Source organism: Streptomyces sp. NPDC050439, from assembly GCF_040655335.1.
In the GTDB taxonomy this organism is placed as follows: domain Bacteria; phylum Actinomycetota; class Actinomycetes; order Streptomycetales; family Streptomycetaceae; genus Streptomyces.
The window spans coordinates 234,632-251,420 of the sequence record NZ_JBFAJT010000011.1; the positions used below are offsets into that span (position 1 = coordinate 234,632).

General features: G+C 65.5%; 18 protein-coding genes and 1 riboswitch. Of the genes, 8 read left to right on the forward strand and 10 right to left on the reverse strand.

Going from position 1 to position 16,789, the window contains the following annotated elements; genetic code table 11:
- Positions 1 to 7: 7 nt before the first annotated feature.
- From AB0I66_RS37680 to AB0I66_RS37695, 4 genes are read right to left on the reverse strand one after another with little or no spacing between them, the layout of a single operon-like run.
- Positions 8 to 193: a hypothetical protein gene (locus AB0I66_RS37680; RefSeq protein WP_363212567.1), complete on the reverse strand. Its 186-nt coding sequence runs from the start codon at positions 191 to 193 to the stop codon at positions 8 to 10.
- A complete protein-coding gene (locus tag AB0I66_RS37685; protein WP_363212568.1) occupies positions 193 to 534 on the reverse strand; it encodes a hypothetical protein in 342 nt (113 codons plus the stop codon). The genes AB0I66_RS37680 and AB0I66_RS37685 overlap by 1 nt, the downstream gene beginning before the upstream one ends.
- Positions 531 to 1,181: a GGDEF domain-containing protein gene (locus tag AB0I66_RS37690; RefSeq protein ID WP_363212569.1), complete on the reverse strand. Its 651-nt coding sequence runs from the start codon at positions 1,179 to 1,181 to the stop codon at positions 531 to 533. Before AB0I66_RS37690 ends, AB0I66_RS37685 begins: the two co-directional genes overlap by 4 nt.
- A complete protein-coding gene (locus AB0I66_RS37695; RefSeq protein ID WP_363212570.1) occupies positions 1,178 to 1,510 on the reverse strand; it encodes a hypothetical protein in 333 nt (110 codons plus the stop codon). The genes AB0I66_RS37690 and AB0I66_RS37695 overlap by 4 nt, the downstream gene beginning before the upstream one ends.
- A gap of 618 nt (positions 1,511 to 2,128) precedes the next feature.
- Here AB0I66_RS37695 and AB0I66_RS37700 point away from each other — a divergent pair.
- The 3 genes from AB0I66_RS37700 (at position 2,129) to AB0I66_RS37710 (ending at position 4,460) form a co-directional block, all read left to right on the forward strand.
- Positions 2,129 to 2,503, forward strand: a complete 375-nt coding sequence (locus AB0I66_RS37700; RefSeq protein WP_363212571.1) for a winged helix-turn-helix domain-containing protein — start codon at positions 2,129 to 2,131, stop codon at positions 2,501 to 2,503.
- Between the two features lie 240 nt (positions 2,504 to 2,743).
- Positions 2,744 to 3,958, forward strand: coding sequence for a helix-turn-helix domain-containing protein (locus tag AB0I66_RS37705; protein WP_363212572.1), 1,215 nt, complete (start codon positions 2,744 to 2,746; stop codon positions 3,956 to 3,958).
- 52 nt (positions 3,959 to 4,010) lie between these two features.
- Complete coding sequence (locus tag AB0I66_RS37710; RefSeq protein WP_363212672.1) at positions 4,011 to 4,460, forward strand: NUDIX hydrolase; 450 nt, start codon at positions 4,011 to 4,013, stop codon at positions 4,458 to 4,460.
- Positions 4,461 to 4,505: 45 nt separating this feature from the next.
- On the opposite strand, the gene AB0I66_RS37715 is transcribed toward AB0I66_RS37710, so the two are convergent.
- From AB0I66_RS37715 to AB0I66_RS37730, 4 genes are all read right to left on the reverse strand, one after another.
- Entirely contained in the window at positions 4,506 to 4,781 is a 276-nt protein-coding gene (locus tag AB0I66_RS37715; protein WP_363212573.1) for a hypothetical protein, read from the reverse strand.
- A 26-nt stretch (positions 4,782 to 4,807) separates the two neighbouring features.
- Positions 4,808 to 5,011 carry a toxin-antitoxin system HicB family antitoxin gene (locus AB0I66_RS37720; protein ID WP_363212574.1) on the reverse strand — a complete coding sequence of 68 codons (204 nt, stop codon included), beginning with the start codon at positions 5,009 to 5,011 and terminating at the stop codon, positions 4,808 to 4,810.
- Between the two features lie 217 nt (positions 5,012 to 5,228).
- Complete coding sequence (locus AB0I66_RS37725; protein ID WP_363212575.1) at positions 5,229 to 6,158, reverse strand: hypothetical protein; 930 nt, start codon at positions 6,156 to 6,158, stop codon at positions 5,229 to 5,231.
- Between the two features lie 30 nt (positions 6,159 to 6,188).
- Complete coding sequence (locus tag AB0I66_RS37730; RefSeq protein WP_363212576.1) at positions 6,189 to 7,661, reverse strand: AAA family ATPase; 1,473 nt, start codon at positions 7,659 to 7,661, stop codon at positions 6,189 to 6,191.
- 430 nt (positions 7,662 to 8,091) lie between these two features.
- On the opposite strand from AB0I66_RS37730, the gene rlmN reads away from it, so the two are divergent.
- The 5 genes from rlmN to AB0I66_RS37755 all read left to right on the forward strand — a co-directional run bounded on the left by rlmN (position 8,092) and on the right by AB0I66_RS37755 (position 14,334).
- Positions 8,092 to 9,198, forward strand: a complete 1,107-nt coding sequence (gene rlmN, locus AB0I66_RS37735; protein ID WP_363212577.1) for a 23S rRNA (adenine(2503)-C(2))-methyltransferase RlmN — start codon at positions 8,092 to 8,094, stop codon at positions 9,196 to 9,198.
- Positions 9,199 to 9,247: 49 nt separating this feature from the next.
- Positions 9,248 to 9,365: riboswitch (TPP riboswitch) on the forward strand.
- A 72-nt stretch (positions 9,366 to 9,437) separates the two neighbouring features.
- Positions 9,438 to 10,532, forward strand: coding sequence for a thiamine ABC transporter substrate-binding protein (locus AB0I66_RS37740; RefSeq protein WP_363212578.1), 1,095 nt, complete (start codon positions 9,438 to 9,440; stop codon positions 10,530 to 10,532).
- A 95-nt stretch (positions 10,533 to 10,627) separates the two neighbouring features.
- Positions 10,628 to 12,238 (forward strand): iron ABC transporter permease, encoded by a 1,611-nt coding sequence (locus tag AB0I66_RS37745; protein WP_363212579.1) that lies wholly within the window; start codon positions 10,628 to 10,630, stop codon positions 12,236 to 12,238.
- Positions 12,239 to 12,318: 80 nt separating this feature from the next.
- Complete coding sequence (locus AB0I66_RS37750; protein ID WP_363212580.1) at positions 12,319 to 13,389, forward strand: ABC transporter ATP-binding protein; 1,071 nt, start codon at positions 12,319 to 12,321, stop codon at positions 13,387 to 13,389.
- Between the two features lie 81 nt (positions 13,390 to 13,470).
- Positions 13,471 to 14,334, forward strand: coding sequence for a maleylpyruvate isomerase family mycothiol-dependent enzyme (locus tag AB0I66_RS37755; protein ID WP_363212581.1), 864 nt, complete (start codon positions 13,471 to 13,473; stop codon positions 14,332 to 14,334).
- A 591-nt stretch (positions 14,335 to 14,925) separates the two neighbouring features.
- Here the strand turns inward: AB0I66_RS37755 and AB0I66_RS37760 are convergent.
- A complete protein-coding gene (locus tag AB0I66_RS37760) occupies positions 14,926 to 16,089 on the reverse strand; it encodes an LOG family protein (RefSeq protein WP_363212582.1) in 1,164 nt (387 codons plus the stop codon).
- A gap of 101 nt (positions 16,090 to 16,190) precedes the next feature.
- Positions 16,191 to 16,595, reverse strand: a complete 405-nt coding sequence (locus tag AB0I66_RS37765) for a VOC family protein (RefSeq protein ID WP_363212583.1) — start codon at positions 16,593 to 16,595, stop codon at positions 16,191 to 16,193.
- Positions 16,596 to 16,789: the final 194 nt, after the last annotated feature.

Sequence of the window (16,789 nt, forward strand, 5' to 3'; positions counted from 1 at the left end):
TCCTGGGTCACGGTCGCTTCTTGGACTGGCGTGCGCGGTAGGCGTCCTGGAGCTGGGCGAAGCGCTCGCAAAGCTGCACTCCCTCCCGGCAGTCCTGGTCGGCCTGGCAGGCCGCGCAGTCGGAGGCGTGCTGGACGGCCTCCTCATAGGCGCGCATGTAGCGCACGTAAAGGTCGTCGGTCGGCTTCGCCATCAGTGGCCCGTCCAGCGGGTGATGCTCGGCCTCTTGGAGTCGCGGGCTTCGCCGAAGGCGATGAGCCGCACCGTGGCACCCGCGAAATGGGTGTAGGCCTCCAGCACCCAGGTTTTGCCGTCCGTCTGAGTGTGGAAGTCCACGGCATCGCGGGTGATGCCCAGCGCGGTCCGCCAGGGCTCAAAGGCGCCCAAGTCGTCGTGCAGGGAAAGCTCCAGCCGCGCCGAGTAGAGGGGTGAGACGAGCACGGTCGGGGCGGGCAGATCAGGGAAGTCCAGTGCCAGCAGGCGCAGGGTACGCAGCGGACCTGTCAGGTCCTCCATCACTGGGCTCGTGTTCATGCCGCCACCCCCATCACCAGCGGGCCCGTGCGGGCCCCGTGGCGGCCGGAGCGGCGCCCGGCGACCGTGGCGAACAGACGGCCAAGACCGGCCCGCTTGAGCCCAGATCGGGCCTGCTTGGCCGCGTACATCGACTCATCGGCCCGCCGCAGCAGACTGGAGAGGTCATCGCGGGGGAAGTCGGCGGCCCGGACCCAGCCGAGCGAGACGGTGGTGTGCACGTCCGGGCTCTGGCCATCGACGGGGCGGGCGAGGATGCCGTGCAGCAGGGCGAGCAGATCGGCGGCGGCGCCGTTCTCGTCGATCAGGACGGCGGCGAACTCATCGCCCCCGAGCCGCCCGGCCACCCCCTTGCGGCCCACGTGATGCGCCAGCCGGTTGGCGGTGGCCTTCAGTAAGGCGTCACCGGCGGTGTGGCCGTAGGTGTCGTTGATCTGCTTGAAGCGATCTACGTCGGCCAGGACGACGACCGCGCGCGGGTCCTTGAGCAGGGCTGTGGCGCGGTGGGTGAAGGCGTCGCGGGTGCGCAGGCCGGTGAGCGGGTCACGGCGGGCGACGTGCAGACGCCTGCCGAGCCAGCGCACGTGCACGGCCCATCCGGTGGCCAGCGGGGCGGTGGCTGCGAGGGCGCCTAACAGGGTGCTCATGCCGCCACCGCCAGGCTCTGCGCGCCGCACACGGCCGGACGCCGCATCGCAGACTTGCGGGCCCGCCGTCGCCGGGGCGTCTGGGTGGGCAGGTCGCTGGCCTTCAGCAGCTCGCGGGCGTAGGCCGCGGCCACCGGGTCGATGTGACGCAACTCGATGAGCACGTCGTGGGCCACCGCCAGGCGCGCCGCGCGGTCCTCCTCATTTTCCCCGGCGGCGCCGGTGAACAGCTCCGTGTCGAATCCCGCCGCGCGCTCGGCCAGGCCCAACGCCAGCTCTGCAAACTCCTTTGCCGTAACAGCAGCATGACCAGCAACGATGCACTTCATGGGTCGTGACTCCTCTGAGATCAGAAACGGATGGGGAACGGCCCGAACAGCGCCCCCGAAGTAGCCGCTTCGGGGGCGCGCGCCGTAGAAGGAAAGAGGCGCGATAGTCCTCATCAAACGGGCAGGCCGCAGGTACTTGGCCGGCGCCCTGCCCGCATGACGAGTGACGGGGCAAGCCCGTCACTGTCGTCTCGCGGCTCCCGTATGCGCCTCGCTCCGCCTCCTTTGGACGGCGCGCGGTCACCGCGTCGCTCAGTCGTCACTCGCTGAGTCGATCTCCCTGGATGTCATGGACCGGGTGCAGCCCAATCACCGGGGTCCCCGCCGATCCGGTCCCTGGGTCTTACGCCCGAAGGTCAGATCAACGGCTTAGCCGATGACACCGATCGTTCCGTGAAGACGACGGACTTCTACGTCTCCCCTGCCGCTCGAACCGCGTGTAAGCGAGTCCAGGCGGACGTTTGTGCAGGTCAAACGGGTTTCTCTTGTGCATCGACTCGGCCCTCTACGAAGAGGGTGCTTCGAGTTGGTGCACGTTCAGATTGGCCTAGGTCAGTTTTGAGTGCAAGGGGTTCCGTGGAGAAAGTTGGATTGACCTAGATCGGATATCCTCTAGGGATGGATTGGATGGAGTGGGGCAGCGGCAGCGCACCGACGGCGAAAGACATCGCGGCGTACTACCGATCCCGGATCGCGGCCGGCGAGTTGGAGCCGCTGGCACCTCTCCCGCCCGGCCGAAAGCTCGCCAAGCATTTGAAGGTGGCTCTTGCGACCGTTCAAAGTGCTTACGACGTGCTGAAGAGCGAGGGACTGACGGACTCCCGTCCTGGCAGCGGCACCTTCGTCGCGGAGGCCACTGACGACGCAACCGCACAGGATCGAGCCCAAGGGCTCCGCGAATTGCAGGGGCAGTTGAGCAAGGTCACTTCTCAACTTGCCGCACTTTCCGAGCGTGTAGCGAAGCTCGAAGACGACCGGACCGATGCCCCGTAGTTGGACGGGCGGTGGACCTGGCTTCCGTGCGTTGGAGGCACTTTCGCGGGAGGCTCCTCGGAAGCCATCATCAAGTGGTGCTGCTCATCTGCCGCCAGAGGCATAGCCGTACCCCTTCGTCGTCGTTTCGGGTGTCTGGCTCCCGACAACCAAGACGCTATGGGCCGCTCATGACCCGACCCCGGAAAATCCTTCCGGGGTCTATCTGCGAACCGAGGCGAGGCTGAAGTCATGCGAGGAATGACGCAGCAACTGACGATCGGCGAGCGGGTTGCGTGGTACCGCCACCGTCGCGGCATGTCCCAAGAAGTGCTGGCCGGGCTGGTGGGTCGCACCGCGGATTGGCTCGGCAAAGCGGAGAACAACCGTATCGAGCTGGACCGACTCTCTGTAATCCGTGCACTGGCTCACGCGCTGGATGTGTCCATCGGGGATCTCATCGGCGAGCCGACGCTGTTGGAGTGGTCGACAGACAGCGGGCGGCGCACGGTCCCTGCGCTGCGCGAAGCGCTCATGGATTACCGGCAGTTGACCCCGCTCCTTGGGGCGCCGGCGGATGGCGAGCCCCCGACCCTAACGGCTTTGCGGTCCGACGTGAGCGAGGTGTGGGATGCCTACCAGGGATCTCAGTACGGGTTCGCGACCCGACAGCTACCGCTGATCCTCTCGGACGCCCTGCTCGCAGTGCGTATGTACGCGGGAGAGGACCGGGAGGAGGCTAACGCGCTGCTCGCATTGACGTACCAGGGCGCAGCGATGGTGCTGGGCAAGCTGGGGGAGAGTGAGCTTGCTTGGATGGCGGCGGATCGTGGGCTCGCCGCTGCACAGCAGAGCGGGAACAACGTCGTCATCGGGTCGCTCTTCCGGTCAGTGACGCACTGCCTGCTGTCCACCGGGCGCTTTGAGACTGCGGTGCAGCTCGTTAGCGACGCAGCCGGGTTCCTCGAATCTGGACTGGGAGAGGCGACCCCCGCGTACTTGTCCGTCTATGGAACCCTCTTCCTGACAGGTTCAATGGCTGCGGCTCGTGCGGAGGACCGTGCGACGACGCAAGTCTTCCTGCGCGAGGCAGAGGCGATTGCGTCCCGGCTCGGGACCGACGGAAACCACATGTGGACGGCTTTCGGGCCCACCAACGTTTCGATCCACAGGGTTGCCGCCGCTGGTGAACTGGGAGACTTCCAGGTTGCAGCGGAGCTGGGGCCGCAGGTCGATACGAGCGGACTCCCGGTCGAGCGCAGGGTGCGGCACAGCCTTGAGGTGGCGCGGGCGCTCACGGCCTGGAATCGCATCGATGACGCGCTCAGCGTGGTCCTGGATGCCGAGCAACTGGCACCGGAACAGGTTCGGCACCACTACATGAGCCGGGAGATCGTGCTCGGCTGGGTCCGTGGAACGCGCGGACGGCCATCACTCCCCGTGGCTGACCTGGCCGAGAGGCTTCGAGTGATGTGAGCTGGTTAGGCTCGGTCATGTGAGCGAGACCGAGAACGAACACGAAGCGAAAATGGCGCGCCCGCGGATGGCCTCGGGCGCGCTCTTCTTTGATGCCGCGGGCCGCGTCATGCTCCTTGAGCCGACGTACAAGGACTACCGGGATATTCCAGGCGGATACATCGACGCGGGTGAATCGCCGCTACAGGCGTGTGTCCGCGAGGTCCGGGAGGAACTCGGCATCGCGCCCGAGATTGGCCGCTTGCTCGTCGTCGACTGGGCACCGAGCCCTTCCGAGGGTGACAAAGTGTTGTACCTCTTCGACGGTGGCACTCTCTCTGACCAGGTCCTGGCACAGATCAGATTGCAGGCGTCAGAGATCAAGGCGTACGAGTTCCATCCCGTCGCGGCGGTAGACGCCCTCACCATTCCCCGTCTCGCACGCCGCATCCGAGCGGCTGTGGTTGCGCGCGACGAAGGCGCCGTGGCGTATCTCGAACACGGCCTGCAACCCGAGCAATGAGCTTTCGCGGCCACAAGTCGCTGACCACCTGCTCCCGCTGGGCCCTCACAGCCCCAGAACGGAACGTACGGCCTGCTCGATGCGAGCCATGGTTTCTTGGCCCACCTCGCCCAGCAGCTTGGCGTTCTCGAAGCGCCGAGCCGCGTACTGGGTGACGTTGACCGGGACCGCGACCGCTCGCACGGGGTCGGCGATCGGCACGGATACGAGGGTGTCGGGGTAGGCGCCGGCCGGGTGCAGGAGCAGGCAGACGGCGGCCTGGAACTTCGTGTTCACCTCGTCGATGGAGAGCACGACTGCGGTGCGCGTGGTGTCGCCCACTGGGATCTCCCAGACAGTGCCGCGCTTCAACGGATGTCCCCCGCCGGGTCATCGTCGCCAGTGTCGACAAGGAGCACGCCCTTGCTGTCCACAGCGGCCAGCGCTTCGCGCAGGGTCTGATCCCGCAGCGTTCGGACCATGTACGCGTTCAGCGACAGCCCTGCCTCGGCCGCCGCCTTCCGCACCTCGGCGTCCAGGTCATCGGGTATGCGCACAGTGAATACACTCATGCCACCATTCTAGTAGTGACCCTTGGTGCCGGGAAGGCAGCTGAACAATCTCCGGACCCCTTGCCCCGCCCCCGCTTCGGTCGGCTGCGGCGGCGGTTACCGAGAGCCACAACGCGGGCTACAACCGATAGTCCTTCACCCCGTTGTCCAGGGTCGGGCCAGAGGCGACATGGGTGCATCAGCCTTCCGAGCAGCACGCTCGTGGTCCCTGCGTCAGTCACCAGGTACGAGTCTGGACCCATTGCCGGAGCGCTTGAAACATGGTCTCGTCGTCCAAGTGTGATTTCTCAATACAGGACATCATGACCAGCTCCATCACAGCTGGGTCCAGCAGTGCACGCCGCCCCTCGCGGTTAAAAACTTGTATGCATTCAATCTTCAAGAAACGCACGATCATCACACTAGCGTCGTGCCCACTGAAGTAATGTCGAAAATCTCCATCCACTTTGCTTTCGTATTCGACATATCGCGAATAAAGAGACTCGGGAGTCTCGCCATTCCTCTCCTTCGCGGGAAGGGTATGCAGCGCCAGTCGAAACACTTCGCGCACTTTTTCTTCCGATTGGTCCTCTAGATCCCACTTACCAAGAAGTCTGGGTGGGATAGTTGCCCCCGTCCCACTTTCCCTGAGAGTCAGACGAATCAAGAATAGGGAAATGAGAGCTGGCTTGATGGCGGAAAGTAACATCGACGGCGTGACATATTCGGGTGCGCCGATAGGTATATGCAGTAGCTTAGAAGTTGTTCGCTCATTTAGGGCGTAAGCTTCCATTGATGAGTAGTCTGTGTATAGGAGGCCGTGAACCTCCTCCTGTGTGTCCGCCTGAAGGCTAGCGAAATCCTTATCTGCAATAAGCGCTGCCGAAGTTTGATGTGGGATCCTCTTAGCCAGTTGTTGGGCGAGCCAGATCACTCTACCGCGCTCGCCAACCATGATTCCTGCATTTATTAGATCACCGTCGGAAATACTCACGCGATCGGAGACGGCGTAGATGTTGCATAATGTAGGTCTGTCTTCGCCGAACAAATTTTCGCTAAGGAAGTTCCGGTCAGATCTCCCCTCCGTGAATATGTCTTGAACGTCAGGGGCAACCTCGTAAAGGGTGATCAATTCATCGACTGTCCTGCGGTCGTCAGGTTCCTGCATGGCGCCCCTCCGGTTACCTGATAAACGAATTTAGTCTTCCAGAATTTTAGGGATCACCCTTGTGAGCGAGTCGCGATGGCCAGTAATAACCTCAATTGAGTGTGTCGCGACAATGAATTGAACGGGTGCTCCTTCTGTGAGTGACAGAAGCGCATTCATCAATTGACGTTGCCACTTCACATTTAGGCTCAATTCTGGTTCGTCGATCAGAAAAAGTCGAGTACTCTGGCGAGCCAACATCGTGTTAAGTAGCAGAAGGAGAATTTGCCGCTCCCCGGAAGATAGGCTCTCGGGTTGCAATACATGCCCATCCTCTGAGATCACGGAGATTCCATGTTGAGTGCTGTATCGGAATGTCTTACCACTACTTTCGAGGAAACGATTTACCTCACGTGAAAGAGTAGCTACGAGTCGAGCAACACTGCTAAGTGCGTCCAGGCGGGCTTCCTGTGCTTCCAGGAAGGGTTGCAAAACATCTTCGGCAACCCCAATCTTTTCGTCAGGGGTACGCCGAAGAACTTCGAGGAAAGAATCCTCTCGGAGCTTGGGCACTAGGCCGTACTTGCTGTACTGTTCCGTCTTGTGTGAGATCGCCTTTAGTTTGTCGGATAGATCCTGGCGCGTCGTCGCATATGAATCGACTTGATCGCTCTTTGCGATTTTCTCCAGGATCCCCAGGTATACATTATTTGATCCCCTAGAGCCCGAAACGTTGCCCCTGATGATCATGCGTTGGATCATCTCGGCAGAGCGCTTTAACGCCGTCGTCAGTTCTGCAGCAACTCCGTGTGAGCGTTCCTCCTCAGCTTCGTAATCGAATTCTTGAAATCGGATTCTACGGCGTTTACCCTTTGGCTCGATGTCGTCTCCGTAAATCCTTCGATCGTCAGCCAGCATGTAGGGGCCAGCCTTCAGGTTCTTCAAGTATCTGACGAAAGTGTCGTGGCGAATTTCGCGGACTCGCGTCGAGTCCATTACCGCCTCGTAAGACTCGCGCCACACTTGCTGAGACATCGCGTCTTCCCGAAGATGGTCAGGCATCAAGAGGGGGGGTGGATCAATTTCGAACAGCGGTTTTTGCTGCAAAGCATCCGAGCGCTCGGGAGCGTGTGCTACAGGGATGGCTTTTCCTTCGCGAGCCCTATAAATCTGCTCAACTACTCTCTTTTTGTTGTTGGCCACCGTGACCGTGAAGTCGCCGACTGGTCCATTCGTCTTGACGAAATTGATTACGTCACCGCTACCGAGAGTGATCGTGAATCGCTCGAAAGGTGTACTTGCGATCTCCGAGCGATGTCCCGATTCGTCAGAAGGTGACAGCGCGTGCCAGAGGAGCTTCAATACTGTTGTCTTCCCACTGCCGTTGTTCCCGTATAGCAGAGAAAGGCGACGTCCCTGAGTTCGGATGTCATCCTCTCCCGTAAGGTCAACGTGCAAATACTTACTCCCAAAAAGCCCCCGGATCTCCAGAGAAGAGACGAGCGTGCTTTCTTCGCTTGTCATGGGAAGTCCTCACATCTTGGAAAGGTGCTAGCTTCGTAGAGCGCGTAGCCTCAGCGTAGCTTCGTACGCTGCCCGGAGAGTCGATTTCGGGAAGCTAAGAGGCTGCCAATCTGACGCGCTCAAAGGAACGATTGAGCCAAGCTCACGGCACGACGGCACGACGGCACGACGGCACGACGGCAGGGGCCGAGTGAGACTGAGCACGATCGGAAGCGGAGTTGAAGTCGGCAGTGTGGGTGGGGCACGGGGCGGTGACCATAAGCCTGAGCCGTGCCCTCAGGCGCCGTTGTCGCAGCTCAGCCTAGAAACTGCCGGGCCGCCTGGGGGCCGTCCAAGAGGGGCCGGTAGTGGCCAATGACGACCAATAGCGACCGCCACCCGTAGGTGGTGACCTGGTCCGGCTTCCCCCGTCTGCGACACTGGATGGACCATGCCTGTACCCGGAGAACTCACCTTTGTCGCGCCCCGTGGAGCCAAGAAGCCGCCGCGGCATCTCGCTGACCTCACGCCCGCCGAGCGCAAGGAAGCCGTTGCCGCTGTCGGCGAGAAACCGTTTCGCGCCAAGCAGCTGTCGCAGCACTACTTCGCGCGGTACGCGCACGACCCGGAGCAGTGGACCGACATTCCCGCCGGTTCGCGTACGAAGCTCCAGGAGGCGCTGCTTCCCGAGCTGATGTCCGTGGTGCGGCACATCAGCTGCGACGACGACACCACCCGCAAGACGCTGTGGCGGCTGTTCGACGGCACGCTCGTCGAGTCCGTGCTCATGCGCTATCCGGACCGCGTGACGATGTGCATCTCGTCGCAGGCCGGGTGCGGGATGAACTGTCCGTTCTGCGCGACGGGGCAGGCCGGACTCGACCGGAATCTGTCGACCGCCGAGATCGTGCATCAGATCGTCGACGGGATGCGTGCGCTCCGGGACGGGGAGATCCCGGGTGGGCCCGCGCGGCTCTCCAACATCGTTTTCATGGGCATGGGTGAGCCTCTCGCCAACTACAACCGCGTCACTGGGGCCATTCGCCGGCTCACCGACCCCGAGCCGGATGGTGTCGGGCTGTCGCAGCGTGGCATCACCGTTTCTACCGTCGGGCTCGTGCCCGCCATCCACCGGTTCGCCGACGAGGGCTTCAAGTGCCGCCTCGCCATCTCGCTGCACGCGCCCGACGACGAGCTCCGCGACACCCTCGTACCCGTCAACACGCGGTGGAACGTGCGCGAGGTGCTGGAGGCGGGGTGGGAGTACGCCGCCAAGTCGGGGCGCCGCCTCTCCATCGAGTACGCGCTGATCCGGGACATCAACGACCATGCCTGGCGCGGTGACCGGCTCGGGCGGCTGCTCAAGAACAAGCCCGTCCACGTGAACCTGATCCCGCTGAACCCGACGCCGGGCTCGAAGTGGACGGCATCGCGGCCGGAGGACGAGAAGGCCTTCGTGAACGCCATCGCCGCTCATGGGGTGCCTGTCACGGTTCGTGACACCCGTGGCCAGGAGATCGACGGGGCGTGCGGTCAGCTCGCCGCGTCCGAGCGTTAGTCTGGCCGGAACACGACTGACCACAACTTCATAGCCGGAACACATCTTCATATTCCGACAGGGGAGCGCCACAGCGCTGAGAGTGCGGCAGCCAAGGACAGGTTGGCCGCAGACCCTCTGAACCTTGCCCGGGTCATTCCGGGTAGGAAGTTCGGTCATCACTCAAGCTGTTGCGCCCTGCCCGCGGCCCCTCCGGTCCGCGGGCAGGGCCGCGTCTCTTCCTGGTCACTCCAGGAGGAATGAACTCAGTGAGCACCACCAAGAAGGTCACGGTCACCGCGGTCGCGGCGGCCATCGGACTCGTCGCGCTCTCCGCGTGCGGCTCGTCCGACAGCGGCGACAACGCCGCCGACTCCAAGAGCGTCACGCTGGTCAGCCATGACTCCTTCAACGTGTCCAAGGACGTGCTGAAGGCGTTCGAGAAGAGCTCCGGCTACAAGGTCAACGTCCTCAAGGACGGGGACGCGGGCGCCGCCGTGAACAAGGCGATCCTGTCGAAGGACAACCCGCAGGGAGACGTCTTCTTCGGCGTCGACAACACCCTGCTCTCGCGCGCGCTCGACAACGGCCTCTTCCAGTCGTACGAGGCCAAGGGCTCGGAGAAGGTCGAGTCGGAGTTCCGGGTCGACGGCGACAAGCATCGCGTCACGCCCGTCGACAGCGGCGACATCTGCGTCAACTACGACAAGAAGTACTTCGCAGACAAGAAGCTGGCGCCGCCGAAGTCCCTCGATGACCTGGCGAAGCCCGCCTACAAGGATCTGCTCGTCACCGAGAACGCCGCGACCTCGTCGCCCGGCCTCGGGTTCCTGCTCGGCTCGGCCGCCGAGTACGGGGACGGGGGCTGGCAGGGCTACTGGAAGAAGCTCAAGGCCAACGGCGTCAAGGTCGTCGACGGCTGGGAGCAGGCCTACAACGAGGAGTTCTCCGGGTCCGCCGGCGGCAAGAAGGCCAAGGGCGACCGGCCGCTCGTCGTCTCCTACGCCTCATCGCCGCCCGTCGAGGTGCTCTACGCCAAGCCGCAGCCCAAGGAGGCGCCGACCGGCGTCGCGAAGGGCACCTGCTTCCGGCAGGTCGAGTACGCGGGTCTGCTCGCCAACGCCAAGAACGAGAAGGGCGGCAAGGCGCTCCTCGACTTCCTGATCGGTGAGAAGTTCCAGGGCGACATGCCGCTCAACATGTTCGTGAACCCGGTGCGGGAGAACGTCGAGCTGCCCGAGCTGTTCGTCAAGCACGGGGTGAAGATCGATGATCCGCAGACCATGGACCCGAAGAAGATCGCCGACAACCGTGAGCAGTGGGTCAAGTCGTGGACCTCGCTCGTACTGAAGTAGAGGGGCCCCGTAAGTCCCGCAAAGCCCGTGAGTCTCGTGAGTCTCATCAGTCTCGTACGGGGCTCTCGCGGGGGAGTGTGGCGCGGCTCGGTCTGATGGCCGTGCCCGTCGCCTTCTTCGCGGTCTTCTTCGCCTATCCGGTCGCCGCGATCGTCGCGCGCGGCCTGAAGGTGGGCGGGCAGTGGCAGTTCGGGCGGATCGCGGACGTCATCGGGCAGTCCGACGTCCGGCACGTGCTGTGGTTCACCACCTGGCAGGCGCTCGCCTCGACCGCGCTCACGCTGCTGATCGCGCTCCCCGGCGCGTATGTCTTCGCGCGCTTCGAGTTCAGGGGCAAGCAGGTTCTGCGGGCGGCCGTCACGGTGCCGTTCGTGCTGCCGACGGTCGTCGTCGGGACGGCGTTCCTCGCGCTGCTCGGCAGGGGCGGGCTGCTCGACGAGATGTGGGGCGTACGGCTCGACACGACCGTGTGGGCCATTCTGCTCGCGCACGTCTTCTTCAATTACGCCGTCGTCGTACGGACGGTCGGCGGGCTCTGGTCGCAGCTCGACCCGCGTCAGGAAGAGGCCGCGCGGATGCTCGGCGCCTCGCGGTGGACCGCCTGGCGGACGGTGACACTGCCCGCGCTCGGGCCCGCGGTCGCCGCGGCCTCTCTCATGGTCTTTCTGTTCACGTTCACCTCCTTCGGCGTCGTACAGATCCTCGGCGGGCCCGCGTACTCGACGCTCGAGGTCGAGATCTACCGGCAGACCGCCCAGCTCCTCGACCTGTCGACGGCCGCCGTCCTGACGCTCGTGCAGTTCGCCGCGGTCGGCCTGATCCTCGCCGTGCACGCGTGGACCGTGCGCCGACGCGAGACCGCGCTGCGGTTGGTCGACGCCGCCGCCGTGGCCCGGCGGCCGCGCGGCGCGGGGCAGTGGGCGCTGCTCGGCGGGGTGATGCTGACGGTCGCCGTGCTGATCCTGCTGCCGCTCGGCGTGCTGATCGAGCGGTCGCTGAGCGGTCCTGGCGGCTATGGCTTCGCGTACTTCAGGGAGCTGACGTCGGCGGAGGGCGGGGCGTTCCTCGTCCCGCCGATCGAGGCCGTCTGGAATTCGCTCCAGTATGCGATCGCCGCCACCGCCATCGCCCTGGTGATCGGCGGGCTCGCCGCGGCGGCGCTCACCCGGAAGGCCGGACGTCTGGTGCGCGGCTTCGACGCGCTCCTGATGCTGCCGCTCGGGGTGTCCGCGGTGACGGTCGGCTTCGGCTTTCTGATCACGCTGGACAAGCCACCGCTCGACCTGCGGTCGACGTGGATCCTGGTGCCGCTCGCGCAGGCACTGGTGGGCGTGCCCTTCGTCGTACGCACCATGCTTCCCGTCCTGCGCGCGGTGGACGGACGGCTGCGCGAGGCGGCCGCCGTGCTCGGGGCTTCGCCGCTGCGGGCCTGGCGCGAGGTCGACCTGCCGATGGTGCGGCGGGCGCTGCTGATCGCGGCCGGGTTCGCCTTCGCGGTGTCCCTCGGGGAGTTCGGCGCGACCGTGTTCATCGCGCGGCCGGACAACCCGACGCTTCCGGTCGCCGTGGCGCGGCTTCTGGGGCGGGCCGGGGAGCTCAACTACGGGCAGGCGATGGCCCTTTCGACGATCTTGATGGTGGTGTGCGCGGTGTCGCTGCTGCTGCTCGAACGGCTCCGTACCGACCGGACGACTGGGGAGTTCTGATGGGTGTGGGACTGGGTGCGGGTGCGGGTGCGGGTGTGGGCGTGGGTGCGGGTGCTGCGGGTGGGGGATTTGGGGCGGGTATGGGGTTGCTGACCTTGGTGGATGCGACCGTGCGGTTCGGGGGGCGGGCCGTGCTCGACCGGGTCGGTCTCGCGGTCGACGAGCACGAGATCGTCTGCGTGCTCGGGCCGAGCGGCAGCGGCAAGTCGACGCTGCTGCGCGCGGTCGCCGGGCTGCAGGAGCTGGACGGCGGGCAGGTCCTGCTCGACGGCCGTGACCAGCGGGGCGTGCCCGCGCACAAGCGTGGGGTCGGCCTGATGTTCCAGGACCACCAGCTGTTCCCGCAGCGCGACGTGGCCGGCAACGTCGCCTTCGGGCTGCGGATGCACGGGGCTTCGCGGGGCGAACAGGCCGACCGTGTCGCTGAGTTGCTCGAACTCGTGGGACTGCCCGGGGCGCAGCGGCGGGCAGTCGCGTCACTCTCGGGCGGCGAGCAGCAGCGGGTCGCTCTCGCGCGGGCGCTCGCGCCGAGGCCGCGGCTGCTGATGCTCGACGAACCGCTCGGGCAGCTCGACCGTTCGCTGCGGGAGCGCCTTGTCGTCGAACTCCGTGAGCTGTTCGATGAGTTGGGCACGACGGTCCTTGCGGTCACGCATGACCAGGGCGAGGCGTTCGCGCTCGCGGACCGGGTCGTGGTGATGCGGGACGGGCGGATCGCCCAGTCCGGCACGCCGCTTGAGGTCTGGCGGCAGCCCGCGGATGAGTTCGTGGCGCGGTTCCTGGGCTTCGACAACGTCGTCGACGCGACGGTGGTCGGGGAGGTGGCCGACACTGCTTGGGGCAAGGTTCCGGTGCCGGGGGGCGGGGACGGCGACGGGGACGGGGACGGGGACGGGAATGGGTTCGGGGGCGGGGGAGGTGGGCGGTGCCGGTTGCTGGTGCGGCCGGCCGGGGTGCGGCTGGTGCCTGTCGATGAGGGGCTGCCGTGTGTGGTGACGGCGCGGACCTTCCGGGGCACGCATGTCGCCGTCCATCTGGAGCCTCGGACCGGGCCGCGGCTTGAGGCCGCCTGTGCGTTGCGGGATGCGCCTGGGGTGGGGGAGTCGGTGGGGGTTGTGTTTGATGTGGGGGATGTTGTGGTGCTTGGCTGACGGGGTCCTCATCGGTGGGGGTAGTGGTGGTGGGCGTTAATCGCGTGTGTGTTGCGCGGGGGTCTGCCTAAGGTCTGGCGCATGACCACGTTGGAGTACGACCGCCATTGCGCCGAAATTCCCGTACAGCTGGGGCTGTTGAGGGAGACGCTTGCCGGGGCGGATCTGTCGGCCACCGTGCCGACTTGTCCCGAGTGGACGCTGGGGTACCTTGCCCGGCATGTGGGTGGCGCCGTGCGGTGGGCCGCGCGGCTGGTGGCCACCCGTGCCACGGAGGACATTCCGGAGGAGGACGTCCCCGGAATCCGCGGGCCGGAGGGGGATGATCCCGCGGCTCTCGACGCGTGGCTCGCGGAGACCGCCGAGATTGTCGCGGCAGCGTGGGACGGGGTGGACGCCGATACCGCGGTGTGGTCCTGGTCCGATCAGCACCATGCCGGGTTCTGGGCGCGTCGTATGACGCATGAGGTGGCTGTGCACCGGGCCGATGCGGCTATTGCCGCGGGGGTGCCGTATGTGGTTGCGGCGGATGTTGCCGCCGATGCGATTGATGAGTGGCTGGAGATTGTGCAGTTCGTGCAGCGGACTGAGGTGGGGGATTCGGCTGGGGAGTTGCGTGCGGGGGTGGTCGGTGAGTTGTTCGGTGAGTCGTTCGGTGGGGAGTGCAGTATTCATCTGCACGCGACTGATGTGGTGCCGTCGCTGGATTCCTCGCTGGATTCCTCGTTGCATGCCTCGATGGATGCTGAGTGGCTCATCGAGTTCGGGGCGGAGGGTTTTGCTTGGCGGCGTGGGCATGAGAAGGCGACTGTTGCTGTGCGGGGGCCGCTGACTGAGGTGTTGCTTGCGTTTTATCGGCGGCGGGGTTTGGACGGTGGGGGTGTGGAGGTTTTGGGGGAGCGGGGGTTGATGGAATTCTGGTTGGAGCGGGCGTCGTTCGGGTGATTTTTCCCCAACCCCACCCCTTCCCGAAAACCCGCTGGGCGCGGGGGCCTGGGGGGTGGGGTGGGCGGATTACTTGCGCGCCGGAGCCTTGGCGGCCGCCATCACCGGCTCCGCCGTGTTCGTCCTCAAGCGCCGGACGGGCTGGGTGGTCCGCCGGTGGGTTGGTGGGTGGGCCGGGTTGGTGGGTGTTGCGCGCGGCGGCCTTGGTGGCCGCCATCACCGGCTTCGCCGTGTTCGTCCTCAAGCGCCGGACGGGCTGGGTGATCTGCCGGTGGGTTGGTGGGTGGGCCGGGTTGGTGGGTGTTGCGCGCGGCGGCCTTGGTGGCCGCCATCACCGGCTTCGCCGAGTTCGTCCTCAAGCGCCGGACGGGCTGGGTGATCTGCCGGTGGGTTGGTGGGTGGGCCGGGTGGGTGGGTGGTGCGCGCGGCGGCCTTGGTGGCTGTCGTCACCGGCTTCGCCGAGTTCGTCCTCAAACGCCGGACGGGCTGGATTACCCGCCGATACGTCGGGGGTTTGTCGGACGGGCTGGATTATCCGCCGATGCGTCGGGGGTTTGTCGGACGGGCTGGATTATCCGTCGGTTCGGGGGCTCAGCCGTTTGTTGTGAGTGAGGCCAGGGCTGCTGGGGCCTCCTCCACTCTGTCCACCAAAGCGATCCTTGGTTCCATCGCGCGGCCTTGCGCCAATGCCTTCAGTAGGGGCCAGGCCGGGAGATCTCTGGTCCAGTGCGTTTCGTTCACCAGGATCATGGGGGTCGGTTCGCCGCGGGATTCGTAGTAGTTCGGCGTGGCCGCGTCGAAGATCTCCTGGAGCGTGCCGGCCGCCCCCGGCAGGAAGATCACGCCCGCGTTCGAGCGGGCCAGCAGGCCGTCCTCGCGGATGGCGTTCGCGAAGTACTTGGCCAGGTGCGTGGCGAAGGCGTTCGGCGGCTCATGGCCGTAGAACCACGTGGGGATGCCCACCGACGCCCCGCCGGACGGCCACCGCTCACGCACGTCGAAGGCCGCCCTCGCCCACTCGGTGACCGACGGGGTGAAGGACGGAGCCTTCGCCAGGAGTTCGAGCGCCTCGTCCAGCATCTCGTCGCGGAAGACGGACGCGTACGCGCCCAGGTTCGCCGCCTCCATCGCGCCGGGGCCGCCCCCCGTGGCGACCGTGAACCCGGCTCGGGCCAGCGAGCGGCCGAGCCGTGCGGCTCCCTCGTACGCCTCCGTGCCACGAGCCATCGCGTGACCGCCCATCACGCCCACCACCCGCGCGCTGACGAGCAGTTCGTCCAAGGCGTCCGAGATCGAGTCGTCGTGAATCGCCCGCAGCATGGAGGAGAAGACGTCGCCGTCCGCCTTGGTCTCCTGGAACCACGTGTACGCACGGGCGTCGGGCGTCGCCTCGTACCCGCCCTCGGAGAGGCCCGCGAAGAGCTCTTCCGGCGTGTAGAGAAGGCCGCGGTACGGGTCGAACGGCAGGCCGGGGACGGGCGGGAACACCAGCGCTCCCGCGGTCCGCATCGCGTCCACCGCGCCCTGCTCCATCGCGCACCCGAGGAACACCGCGCCCGTAGCGTCGCAGGCCCGCAGCACGGACGTACGCGCCATGAGATCTATGGCCTGGACGCGGCATCCGGCGAGGGAGCCGCCCGCCGCGATCTCGTCGAACTCCGCGAGCGACTCGATCTCGCGGTCGCCGCCGGGGAGGGGGGCAAAGGAGGGCGTGGAGGGTGTCGAGGTGGGGTTTGGGTTGGGAGTTGGCTGCATTCGGCCATGCTAGGGACGCTGCCCGGGCGGTGGGCCCCAGCCCCGTATCTCAGGCCCGCCTCCCCGACCCCGCTTCAACCCCCGTACCTCAGCCCTGCACCTCAGCCCTGCACCTCGGACTGGTCCATCCACATGATTTCCCAGGTGTGGCCGTCCAAGTCGTCGAAGGCGCGGCCGTACATCATGCCGAAGTCCTGCGTCTTGCCCGCCGTGCCGCCCGCCGCGACGGCCTTGTCGACCAGTTCGTCGACCTTCTCGCGGCTCTCGGCGCTCAGACAGAGCAGCGTCTCGCTCGTGGTCCGCGCGTCCGCGATCTGCTTCTCGGTGAACTGCTGGTAGTGCTTCTTGCTCAGCAGCATGGCGATGATCGTGTCGCTGATCACGACACAGGCGCAGTCGTCCGTCGTGAACTGGGGGTTGATCGTGTAGCCGAGATCCGTGAAGAACTTCTTCGAGCTGTCGACGTCGTTCACGGCGAGGTTCACGAAGATCATCTGCTGGTACATGTGGTGTCTCCCGATGCTGTGAGGTGTACGCGAGGTCGAAGGGAGGCCATCGCGAGTTCTGCGTCGCGCGTGCGTTCCGTGGCTCAGTGCCTTAGTGGCTTACGGAGGGGTAGACGCACGTTCGACGCGGAACTCATCGCCCCTCGCGGAACTTTTTTCCCGGGAGGTCGACCAGGGCTCCTCAGCAGCCCCCC

Coding starts and splice junctions, on each gene's coding strand:
- AB0I66_RS37680 (WP_363212567.1), bottom strand. CDS start 193: ATGGCGAAGCCGACCGACGACCTTTACGTGCGCTACATGCGCGCCTAT.
- AB0I66_RS37685 (WP_363212568.1), bottom strand. CDS start 534: ATGAACACGAGCCCAGTGATGGAGGACCTGACAGGTCCGCTGCGTACC.
- AB0I66_RS37690 (WP_363212569.1), bottom strand. CDS start 1,181: ATGAGCACCCTGTTAGGCGCCCTCGCAGCCACCGCCCCGCTGGCCACC.
- AB0I66_RS37695 (WP_363212570.1), bottom strand. CDS start 1,510: ATGAAGTGCATCGTTGCTGGTCATGCTGCTGTTACGGCAAAGGAGTTT.
- AB0I66_RS37700 (WP_363212571.1), top strand. CDS start 2,129: ATGGATTGGATGGAGTGGGGCAGCGGCAGCGCACCGACGGCGAAAGAC.
- AB0I66_RS37705 (WP_363212572.1), top strand. CDS start 2,744: ATGACGCAGCAACTGACGATCGGCGAGCGGGTTGCGTGGTACCGCCAC.
- AB0I66_RS37710 (WP_363212672.1), top strand. CDS start 4,011: ATGGCGCGCCCGCGGATGGCCTCGGGCGCGCTCTTCTTTGATGCCGCG.
- AB0I66_RS37720 (WP_363212574.1), bottom strand. CDS start 5,011: ATGAGTGTATTCACTGTGCGCATACCCGATGACCTGGACGCCGAGGTG.
- AB0I66_RS37725 (WP_363212575.1), bottom strand. CDS start 6,158: ATGCAGGAACCTGACGACCGCAGGACAGTCGATGAATTGATCACCCTT.
- AB0I66_RS37730 (WP_363212576.1), bottom strand. CDS start 7,661: ATGACAAGCGAAGAAAGCACGCTCGTCTCTTCTCTGGAGATCCGGGGG.
- rlmN (WP_363212577.1), top strand. CDS start 8,092: ATGCCTGTACCCGGAGAACTCACCTTTGTCGCGCCCCGTGGAGCCAAG.
- AB0I66_RS37740 (WP_363212578.1), top strand. CDS start 9,438: ATGAACTCAGTGAGCACCACCAAGAAGGTCACGGTCACCGCGGTCGCG.
- AB0I66_RS37745 (WP_363212579.1), top strand. CDS start 10,628: ATGGCCGTGCCCGTCGCCTTCTTCGCGGTCTTCTTCGCCTATCCGGTC.
- AB0I66_RS37750 (WP_363212580.1), top strand. CDS start 12,319: ATGGGGTTGCTGACCTTGGTGGATGCGACCGTGCGGTTCGGGGGGCGG.
- AB0I66_RS37755 (WP_363212581.1), top strand. CDS start 13,471: ATGACCACGTTGGAGTACGACCGCCATTGCGCCGAAATTCCCGTACAG.
- AB0I66_RS37760 (WP_363212582.1), bottom strand. CDS start 16,089: ATGCAGCCAACTCCCAACCCAAACCCCACCTCGACACCCTCCACGCCC.
- AB0I66_RS37765 (WP_363212583.1), bottom strand. CDS start 16,595: ATGTACCAGCAGATGATCTTCGTGAACCTCGCCGTGAACGACGTCGAC.